The sequence below is a fragment of the Mongoliibacter sp. genome, assembly GCF_007692705.1.
Classification (GTDB): Bacteria; Bacteroidota; Bacteroidia; order Cytophagales; family Cyclobacteriaceae; genus Mongoliibacter.
Genome location: NZ_REBN01000140.1, coordinates 1 through 6870, shown reverse-complemented (window position 1 = coordinate 6870; position 6870 = coordinate 1). Strand labels below are relative to the sequence as shown.

Below are 6870 nucleotides of genomic sequence, written 5' to 3'. Positions count from 1 at the left end.
AAGTTGGAGATATTATCCTTTACCCATTGCAAGGATGCAATGATATCCAACATACTCACATTTCCGGAATTTGCATATTTACTCCCCCCTACTCCGGATAAATCCGTAAACCCTATTGGACCCAGACGGTGGTTGATGGAAACAAATACAATGTCGCCATTTTTGGCAATGTTTTCTCCATGGTATCCATCCTGTTCAATTCCGTTACCATTGGTGAATCCTCCTCCGTGCAGCCAAACCAACACAGGACGTTTCTTTCCGTCAGCAATTGCATTGGTCCAAACATTAAGTTTCAGACAATCTTCGCTCAAATCGTCATAGTTCCAGTGATCAGCAAAGGAATAATGCACATTAGCATACCTGTTGTCCATGATCTGTGGAGCGGTATTGCCCCACCAGATCATGTCCTTGATACCTTCCCATTTTTCCGGTTTTTGGGGAGGCATAAAGCGGTTTTGACCTGATGTGTTGGCTCCATAGGGTACACCTAAAAAGGTAAAAACACCATTGAGTTTATACCCTCTTATTTTTCCAAAACTAGTTTCAGCCAGTGCAATGTCATCTCCTATTTCTAGATATTGGTCATCATCGTCAAGCGTATTGTTGGCTGCAGTACTTCCAGCTTTTGTCACAAAAGGTGCTGCAGCAATACCGGCTGTACCCAGCCCTATTTTCTGTAAGAATTGTCTACGGTTATCTTTCATTAGGTTAAAGGTTTTTTCTATTGTCTCAATTTGAACAAATAGAAAATTAATTCCTAACCACTCATCACTTTTATGCCAAATCCTTCTACCCTAGTTTATACTGAAACCGCTCAGCAAGCTTAAAAACAAATTTTTTCTGAATCTCGGGAAACACTGGATTAACTAGGAGATTGTGTTCATTTGGATAAAATGAAATATGCAATCTTGCCGAAGGCACTTTTAAAAAGGGAAACGAGTTTTCCTGAAGCCATTGTTTACCAAACTCCTGTGTGACCTTACCATGAGGCAATATATCCCAGTTGGCAGGTAAGCTTTTCGAATCAAGTGAACCGATCAAACTTTCCTCAGAAATTTCAAATGACAGGACATACCAAGCTTCTTGACTCACTGATGTCCCTTTGATACACAGATATTCCAAGGCAGCCAAAGACGCTGTACTGGCAGCATAAATCATGGGAAAACCCCGAGGATTCCATCGGGCTCCTAATAAAGAACAGCTATATGGTTCTTTATAATATTTTTCAGACATAATCCTGTAATACATTGCCATACTACATCACATTACCAAAATGCATTGCTTCCAAAGCCTCATTGACCATCTCCAAGCCATGAAGGGAAAGCATTAACTGTGATGGCTTGACACTCCCTAAGGCCAAATTGAAAGAAAAAATCCATTTCTTAAATTGATCTTCTGAGCCGAATAACTCCACCCCATTTTTGACAAATTCGTCCATTTTATAAAATTGATAAGAACCTGCATTCCCTATCAAACTATCCGCAGACCATCTGGAGACTGTGCTGGGTGATACGGATGCTGCCTTTGCAACCTCTGAAGCTTTGAGGTCAAAAAAATCAATTAAAGGACTGACATCTTGATATGTGAAATTTTTATCCAAAAGCTCTCCCACTTCTTTCAGATCCTTAGCCCTTTGAAGAGATTTGATGTGGTATCCAAAAACAGGCTTGATGGAATAGGTAAACTTTTCATCTCCTTTTTTAACAACAAAATTAGATGTATATCCTTCTTCACCCTGAAAATCCCTTAATTCCGAAAAGGAATCGGAACTTATAATGGGATAATTTTTAATTTTCTTTTTCATGAAAATTTCATTTGACATTATCAATTTAATCAAATGAAATGATAATAGAAATTATTCTTAATAATTTTTCATCATTATCCATTCAATACTTTTTCCAGATTTTTGTAATCACCATCCAATGCAGCATCCAACAATTGATTCCAACGTTCCTGAATATCCTTTTTTCTGCCATGATTTGTTTGTCTATCATACAGTTCCTGGAGCTTATTCATTTCGCGATATGCGTCAAAGTAGGCGTCATTGACCAAAGCCTCGTAATTTTCAGGGTTTACATCCATAGTTCTGAGCCTCGCAATCAAACGGTCTGCAACCACCCTGACTACATCAAAATGTCTTTGCTCGTGATTGAGAGAATAGGAATTTCTATCCCTTACCCAAGACTGTCCTGGAAGCATATAAACCTTTATTGTCAATGGCATAATGATGCTTCCATCTTCCACAAAAGGTTTTCCTTCCATGGCCAGGCTAGTAAAAATCATGGCATTGTAAGTTGACCCCAACCTTGGCCTGTCTGTAAAATCACTCCAGACAAGTGGTCTTCTCGTATCATAAAAAACGGTATCCTTATCGCTTTTAAAGGCCCTATCTTCGATCACCAACTTAACCGAACCTGCCAGGGCACGATTAGACAGTGCCTGCGAATTGATCCATTGGTTAAAGTATTCCAAACTGTTATCCAAAGCCTGTTGAACTACCCGCTCTGCAAGATCAAGTCTGTTGATAGATCTCCTGTAATTCATTCCTCCTTCATAGTCCATTAAATGAATTGGGTCAAAACTTCCCTTCACATAATAACCAAGTTTCATCTTAAGCTCACCGGAAGCAACAGTACTTGTATTTTTGCTTTCTTTGATTTCAAATTGCTCAATTTTCACTAAAATAGACTGACGGCTTCCTGCCTGACTCATGACCGATGTGCTGAAATAATTTTTTAGGGTTTGGGAGATATCCTTTCCTAGACGAACCTTTGATAATACAGTGCTTTGTGTAAAAATATCACCTATACTCTCCCCTCCTTTTCTCTCATCCTGAATTTCTACAATTTCAAAAATGGCATTATGAATAGTTTCTGTTTTCTTTGAAACTGTAAAACTAACTTCTTGGGGAAAAGCTTTTCCTGTAAAACCGAACGTACAAAAAATGATGCAAAGCAGAATTTGTCTCATAGCATCACAACATTAAGTATTGAACCAAGGTTCTGGCTTTTTTTAAAGTGAATCTTAAAATTTCTTAAGCCAATTCTTCCAAGATCAATTGGTAGTCATATTGTAAATCTTCGTGTAGACCTGCAATCAGCTTTTCCACTTTACCAATCTGAATTTTATAAAGATTCTCTATAACAGGATGTCTATATTCTAAAAAACCGTAAACCTTCATCTGTTTACAGAAATGTATGATCAATTCAATATGCGCTGTTTTATCTTTACTCAACTTGAGGTTTTTGTTCAACTTTCTTCGAATGGCTTGGGCAGACTTTTTGGCTACATGGTAGTTTCTGGTATTTGCATCCATAAAACTTATATCCAAGTCATCTTTAACCATTTCTATAAAAATTCTGGGATTACCCCTCTCAAATAATTTGAAATATAAAAAAGCCTTATTGTCCCTGTTAAATTTCGCCAATTCAAGAACTGTTTCTATAAGTTCTTTTTCACTCAGGAAGTTAAGTTCCTTTTTCAGTGCTGCCAAGCTAGGGATTTGCATAAATGAGGGAATCTATTTTTGGTTATGTATAGAATTGTGCCTTATCAAAGCAATAAAAATTAGGGTTGATTTTTAATACACCAACCCTTATAAAAGAAATCACCTTTGAACTCAGCATCATTCTGCAGATTCAAAGGTGCATCAATAAATTATTATTTTACCAATTTCACATCTACTGCACTGAGTCCCTTAGGAGTTCTCTCAGTTTCAAAGGTGACTTGATCACTCTCTCTGATTTCATCCAAACATTTGTTGATGTGAACAAAAAGACTTTCTCCAGTCTGACTGTCCTTGATAAAACCATAGCCCTTGGACTCATTGAAAAATGTAACCCTTCCTTTCCTAGCCTCATCCGGTGCATTGGACATTTCAGAATCCTTAGGGACAGTCACATTGATACTGTCAGGATCGACTTCCAATTTTTTTCTTTCTGGATCAGGTGGCGTGGAAGTGATGTTACCAAACTCATCCACATAAGCAATCATGTCTTCAAAATCTGTTGATTTTTCGGAACCTGACTTACGGGCTTCCTTTTTTTCTAACTTATCCTTCTTTTTCTTTTGTCTTTGTTTTTCCTTTTCTTTTTTATTAAAGGTCTCTCTCGATTTTGCCATATCTACAAAATACCGAGAAATTTTGTGAATTTCCTATTTTTCTTAAATAACTATTGCCAAATCTGTTTAATTCATTTTGAATCTAAAAAATAGAAAATAAGCAACTATCAGATTTTCAATGAATACCGAATAATTGAAAAGATATTTGTAGTTGAAAAGCATTTCCTAAAACATCATATTTCCCTCCCATTCATCCAATCAAGAGCTTTAAGATCATTAAATTTATTTTAGATTAGTGGATTAAAAGTTACCTATGAAGGAAATCACTCAAATCATCGCTTCTTATCAAAATTGTAAAGAATCAGGAAAACAGACCGCCTTAGCCACAGTAGTCAAAGTAGATGGATCAGCTTATAGAAGACCCAGTGCTAGGATGCTTGTGACTGAAGATGGAGAACTTACTGGTGCCATATCTGGGGGTTGTCTGGAAGGTGATGCGTTGAGAAAAGCACAATCAGTCATCTTCCAGCAAAGATCAATGATAGTAACTTATGATACTACCGATGAAGATGACCAGAAATTCGGGGTTGGCTTAGGTTGTAATGGAATCATTCAAGTACTGATAGAACCTGTAGACTACTCCAGCGCAACCAATCCTGTGGAACTTTTAAAAATCGCTATCCGTGACAGAAATTTAAAAATATTGATTACGGTATTTTCTTTGAAAAACGCAAGGGCTGAGCAGATAGGGACTCAACTTCTTTTTGATCAGGAATCATCGGTTGGAAATAAGAAAAACATACCGGATAAAATTCTAAATCACATTTTAGATAACAACAATTATATATTTGAAAATCAATCTAATAAGATATTGGATTTTGATGAACACTTCATTTTTTTTGAATGCATTAAAGCGCCTATTCACCTCTTGCTATTTGGTGCTGGCAATGATACCGTACCCCTTTCAAAGATAGCTGATATTCTTGGGTGGGAGCTTACATTAATTGATGGAAGAAGCAGTTATGCCTCTCAAAGCAGGTTTCCTACGGCCAAGAAAATCATTGTAACCACTGCTGATGAAGCAGTTTCGAAATTGACTTTTGATTCTCAAACCGTGGCATTATTGATGACCCACAATTTTGAATATGAAGTTATGGTTTTAAAGGGATTACTTGAAAAAACAATTCCTTACATAGGAATTCTAGGTCCCAAAAAGAAACGATTGAAACTGATGGAGAGGCTGGTAAATGAAGGTGTAGTACCCAATCAGCAACATATCTATGGCCCTATGGGATTGGATATTGGTGCTGAGGGATCTGAGGAAATCGCACTTTCAGTATTCGCTGAAATAAAAGCAGTATTGAGTCAAAAATCCTCTGGTTTTTTACGAGATAAGGATGGTCCAATACATGAAGAAGAAAGATGAAAATGGCACAAACAGGTATCATAATTCTTGCAGCTGGAAATTCCTCACGTCTGGGTCAAGCCAAACAATTGGTAGAATATCAAGGGGAAAATTTACTGCAACATAGCATTAACGTTTCTAGTTCTTTGGGCGAAATACCATCAGTGATAGTCTTAGGTGCCAATCATGAAAAAATTGTAGATAAAATAGAACTTAAAGGTTTCTCCATAGTCATTAACCCTGACTGGAAAAAAGGTATGTCCATATCCATGCAGGTAGGCTTGAAGTATCTTTTAGAAAAAAATAAAAACTTGACACAGGTATTATTATTGTTATGCGACCAACCTTTTGTAAATGAACAGCTCTTAACACGATTGATGGATGAAAAGGACAGTAGTAAAAAAGGAATAGCATGTTGTGCTTATGCCAATACAATTGGTGTTCCTGTTGTTTTTGATCAAAAGTATTTCGATGCTTTATTTCGTTTAACCTCTCAAGAAGGTGCTAAAAAAGTGATTTTGACCAATAAGGAAGATGTGGCTATCATTGATTTTCCTGAGGGAGCTGTAGATATTGATACCCAGGAAGATTTGATGAGGTTGAAAAATTATACTTTATGATCTCAAAGAACCCAGTATTTTTTTAACATAATCTATGGTAAAATCTATTTCTTTCTCAGTAGTAAAGCGTCCTAAAGAAAACCTAACGGAAGACCTTCCCAATTCACCTTTGATTCCCATTGCCTCCAAGACATGGGATGGCTTTGGTGATATGCTCGTACAGGCAGAACCTGAACTTACAGCAATTTCCTTATTAAGTCTTTGAAGTAGATCCTCCCCTCCCACTCCTTCAAATGCTAGGTTACTCACATGAGGTAATCTATTTTTTTGACTACCATTTAATTTTACTCCCTCTAACTTTAAAATTTCATTTTCAAGCTTGTCCCTCAGGACTTTTAATTGCTTTTCATTGTTTTTCATTTCTTTATGGGCTAATCGGGAAGCTTCTCCCATACCCACAATACCAGGAACATTCAAAGTACCACTCCTATAACCTTTCTCGTGTCCACCTCCTACAATTAAAGGAAGTGGTTTTGGTAGTACATGATTGTGTCTGATAAACAACGCTCCTATTCCTTTTGGACCGTAAAATTTATGGGCCGAGATAGCCATCATATGTACCCCCTCTAGTGATAGAGGTATTTTTCCAACTGCCTGAACTCCGTCTGTAAAAAGGATAATATTTCTTTCTTCTGCAATTTTGGCTATTGCATGCATAGGATGAATAACGCCGGTTTCATTATTCGCCCACATTAAGGCTATCATTTTCGTATTATCGGTAATGCTGTCTTTCAATTGCTCCAAGTCTATGTCACCATATTCATTTACCGGCAAGTAAGTCAC

At 37.1% G+C, this 6870-nt stretch carries 9 protein-coding genes; 2 read left to right on the top strand and 7 right to left on the bottom strand.

Translation table 11 applies throughout. The features are described from left to right. From EA341_RS07960 to EA341_RS07935, 6 genes are all read right to left on the bottom strand, one after another. The coding region (locus EA341_RS07960) for a carboxylesterase family protein (protein WP_293012808.1) at positions 1 to 704 on the bottom strand (704 nt) is incomplete at its 3' end. A gap of 85 nt (positions 705 to 789) precedes the next feature. After that, the gene (locus EA341_RS07955; protein WP_293012806.1) at positions 790 to 1254 is read right to left on the bottom strand and encodes an RES family NAD+ phosphorylase; all 465 of its coding nucleotides are present in this window, start codon (positions 1252 to 1254) and stop codon (positions 790 to 792) included. A gap of 1 nt (position 1255) precedes the next feature. Continuing rightward, positions 1256 to 1804 (bottom strand): antitoxin Xre/MbcA/ParS toxin-binding domain-containing protein, encoded by a 549-nt coding sequence (locus tag EA341_RS07950; protein WP_293012805.1) that lies wholly within the window; start codon positions 1802 to 1804, stop codon positions 1256 to 1258. 74 nt (positions 1805 to 1878) lie between these two features. Then, entirely contained in the window at positions 1879 to 2970 is a 1092-nt protein-coding gene (locus EA341_RS07945; protein ID WP_293012804.1) for a hypothetical protein, read from the bottom strand. Positions 2971 to 3034: 64 nt separating this feature from the next. Beyond that, positions 3035 to 3508: a hypothetical protein gene (locus EA341_RS07940; protein ID WP_293012803.1), complete on the bottom strand. Its 474-nt coding sequence runs from the start codon at positions 3506 to 3508 to the stop codon at positions 3035 to 3037. Positions 3509 to 3660: 152 nt separating this feature from the next. Then, positions 3661 to 4122 (bottom strand): cold-shock protein, encoded by a 462-nt coding sequence (locus EA341_RS07935; protein WP_293012801.1) that lies wholly within the window; start codon positions 4120 to 4122, stop codon positions 3661 to 3663. Between the two features lie 253 nt (positions 4123 to 4375). Between EA341_RS07935 and EA341_RS07930 the strand changes: the two genes are divergently transcribed. After that, the gene (locus EA341_RS07930) at positions 4376 to 5488 is read left to right on the top strand and encodes an XdhC family protein (protein ID WP_293012800.1); all 1113 of its coding nucleotides are present in this window, start codon (positions 4376 to 4378) and stop codon (positions 5486 to 5488) included. 2 nt (positions 5489 to 5490) lie between these two features. Further along, positions 5491 to 6087 carry a nucleotidyltransferase family protein gene (locus EA341_RS07925; RefSeq protein ID WP_293012799.1) on the top strand — a complete coding sequence of 199 codons (597 nt, stop codon included), beginning with the start codon at positions 5491 to 5493 and terminating at the stop codon, positions 6085 to 6087. Here the strand turns inward: EA341_RS07925 and EA341_RS07920 are convergent. Beyond that, a partial coding sequence (locus tag EA341_RS07920; RefSeq protein ID WP_293012798.1) for a cysteine desulfurase family protein occupies positions 6082 to 6870 on the bottom strand: 789 nt, incomplete at its 5' end. The two genes, EA341_RS07925 and EA341_RS07920, sit on opposite strands and share 6 nt — an antisense overlap.